1 rRNA gene is annotated in these 2,518 nt (G+C 53.9%); it reads right to left on the bottom strand.

Going from position 1 to position 2,518, the window contains the following annotated elements:
* Positions 1-2,492: ribosomal RNA gene (locus VLA04_00340) — 23S ribosomal RNA — on the bottom strand; the annotation flags it as partial.
* Positions 2,493-2,518 lie beyond the last annotated feature (26 nt).

Genomic DNA, 2,518 nt, shown 5'->3' on the forward strand with positions numbered 1-2,518 from the left:
CTCTTTAAATGGCGAACAGCCATACCCTTGGGACCTGCTCCAGCCCCAGGATGAGATGAGCCGACATCGAGGTGCCAAACGATTCCGTCGATATGGACTCTTGGGAATCATCAGCCTGTTATCCCCGGCGTACCTTTTATCCGTTGAGCGATGGCCCTTCCACACAGAACCACCGGATCACTATGGCCAACTTTCGTTTCTGCTCGACTTGTCAGTCTCGCAGTCAGGCGGGCTTATGCCATTGCACTCGACGGTTGATTTCCGACCAACCTGAGCCCACCTTCGCACGCCTCCGTTACCATTTAGGAGGCGACCGCCCCAGTCAAACTGCCCACCATGCGCTGTCCCGGAGCCGGATGACGGCTCGCGGTTAGACAACCATGTTCATAAGGGTGGTATTTCACATTGCGGCTCCACCAGAGCTGGCGCCCCGGTTTCATAGCCTACCACCTATCCTACACATGCAAACACGATTGCCAGTGCAAAGTTACAGTAAAGGTGCACGGGGTCTTTCCGTCTAACCGCAGGAACCCCGCATCTTCACGGGGAATTCAATTTCACTGAGGATGTGCTGGAGACAGTGGGGAAGTCGTTACGCCATTCGTGCAGGTCGGAACTTACCCGACAAGGAATTTCGCTACCTTAGGACCGTTATAGTTACGGCCGCCGTTTACTGGGGCTTCGATTCAAAGCTTGCACTTCTCCTCTTAACCTTCCAGCACCGGGCAGGCGTCAGGCCATATACGTCGTCGTTTGACTTAGCATAGCCCTGTGTTTTTGCTAAACAGTCGCCACCCCCTGGTCTGTGCCCTACCAGCCTGGTTGCCCAGTCTGATAGCCTGCTTATCCCGAAGTTACGCAGGTAATTTGCCGAGTTCCTTCAGCACACTTCGCTCAAGCGCCTTGGTATTCTCTACCTGTCCACCTGTGTCGGTTTAGGGTACGGTCTATGTGGGGGCTATTTCCAGGAACACCTTCGCTGCTCGGGCAATCCGATAAGCCCAAACAACTTACAGCATCCGTCACTCACCCACTGGCCCACGAATATTAACGTGGTTCCCATCGACTACGGCTTTCGCCCTCGCCTTAGGGGCCGGCTAACCCTGCGCAGATTAGCTTTACGCAGGAACCCTTGGACATTCGGCGGGAGTGTTTCTCACACTCCTGTCGTTACTCATGTCTGCATTCGCACTTCCGATACCTCCAGGCGCCCTCACGGGTCGCCCTTCGCAGGCTTACGGAACGCTCCGCTACCACGCATCAATCCCGAAAGAATGATGCATCCTAAGCTTCGGTGCACGGCTTTAGCCCCGATACATTTTCGGCGCAGAAACCCTTAATTAGACCAGTGAGCTGTTACGCTTTCTTTAAAGGATGGCTGCTTCTAAGCCAACCTCCTGGTTGTTATGGGATTCCCACATCCTTCCACACTTAGCCGTGACTTAAGGACCTTAGCTGTAGGTCAGGGTTGTTTCCCTTTTCACGACGGACGTTAGCACCCGCCGTGTGTCTCCCGAGTAGTACTCCCAGGTATTCGGAGTTTGGTTAGGTTTGGTAACCCTGTGGGGGCCCCTAGCCCATCCAGTGCTCTACCCCCTGGGGTATTCACTCGAGGCTCTACCTAAATAGATTTCGCGGAGAACCAGCTATTTCCAGCCTTGATTGGCCTTTCACCCCTATCCACAGTTCATCCGAGGCTTTTTCAACAGACACCGGTTCGGTCCTCCAGCAGGTGTTACCCTGCTTTCAGCCTGGTCATGGATAGATCGACTGGTTTCGGGTCTAATCCGACGAACTGAACGCCCTGTTCAGACTCGCTTTCGCTTCGCCTACAGCTATCGCCTTAAGCTTGCTCGTCAGACTAAGTCGCAGACCCATTATACAAAAGGTACGCCGTCACCCTTGCGGGCTCCGACTGTTTGTAAGCATCCGGTTTCAGGTTCTATTTCACTCCCCTTGTCGGGGTGCTTTTCACCTTTCCCTCACGGTACTGGTGCGCTATCGGTCGGTAAGGAGTACTTAGGCTTGGAGGGTGGTCCCCCCATGTTCAAGCAGGATTTCACGTGTCCCGCCCTACTCGAGGCTTCATTTCGGCATTACCTGTACGGGGCTGTCACCCGCTATGGCCCAACATTCCAGATGGTTCCAGTTGTCCTCTATGAAGCACTGGCCTAGTCCGCGTTCGCTCGCCACTACTAGCGGAGTCTCGGTTGATGTCCTTTCCTCCAGGTACTTAGATGTTTCAGTTCCCTGGGTTTGCTTCTAAACCCCTATGTATTCAGGGTTAGATACCTTCATTTGATAACTGGAAATACGAACCCGAACCCGAAGGCCCGCGCTCGCAATTCCAGTCATCGAAGGTGGGTTGCCCCATTCGGAAATCTACGGATCAACGGTTGTTCGCACCTACCCGTAGCTTATCGCAGCGTACCACGTCCTTCTTCGCCTCTTACCGCCAAGGCATCCACCAGATGCTCTTTGGTCACTTGATCGCTCTCATTAGCAATGCTCACCGTGT

The sequence above is a fragment of the Verrucomicrobiia bacterium genome, assembly GCA_035460805.1.
Lineage (GTDB): Bacteria > Patescibacteriota > UBA1384 > CAILIB01 > CAILIB01 > DATHWI01.